The following is a 272-nucleotide window of genomic DNA, read 5'->3' on the forward strand; positions in this document are numbered from 1 at the left end:
TTCTCCGTGAATGTCATGTGGAACTGCCGCGGTAGCAGGAACGAGGCTGCGAAGGCGAGAAACAGCAGGTTGCCCCAGGGGCTGTGCCCCACCGGTTCATAGTAGTTGTCCAGCGCCTGCGGGTTCTCGGCGAGCCAGTCGTTGAGGCCGCCGAAACCGCCGAAGGCGGTATGGATGGCCACCACGGCGACCAGCAGCAGCGCCGTAAGCTTGAACAGGGACTCGAACGCGATGGCCGCGACCAGGCCGGTGTGCTTTTCGCGGGGTGTGAC

At 64.3% G+C, this 272-nt stretch carries 1 protein-coding gene; it reads right to left on the minus strand.

The window, feature by feature from the left end:
* On the minus strand, positions 1-272 hold a 272-nt coding region (locus R0J92_RS23070; protein WP_411053384.1), incomplete at both ends, for a hypothetical protein.

The organism is Tritonibacter sp. SIMBA_163 (assembly GCF_046535935.1).
Lineage (GTDB): Bacteria > Pseudomonadota > Alphaproteobacteria > Rhodobacterales > Rhodobacteraceae > Epibacterium > Epibacterium scottomollicae.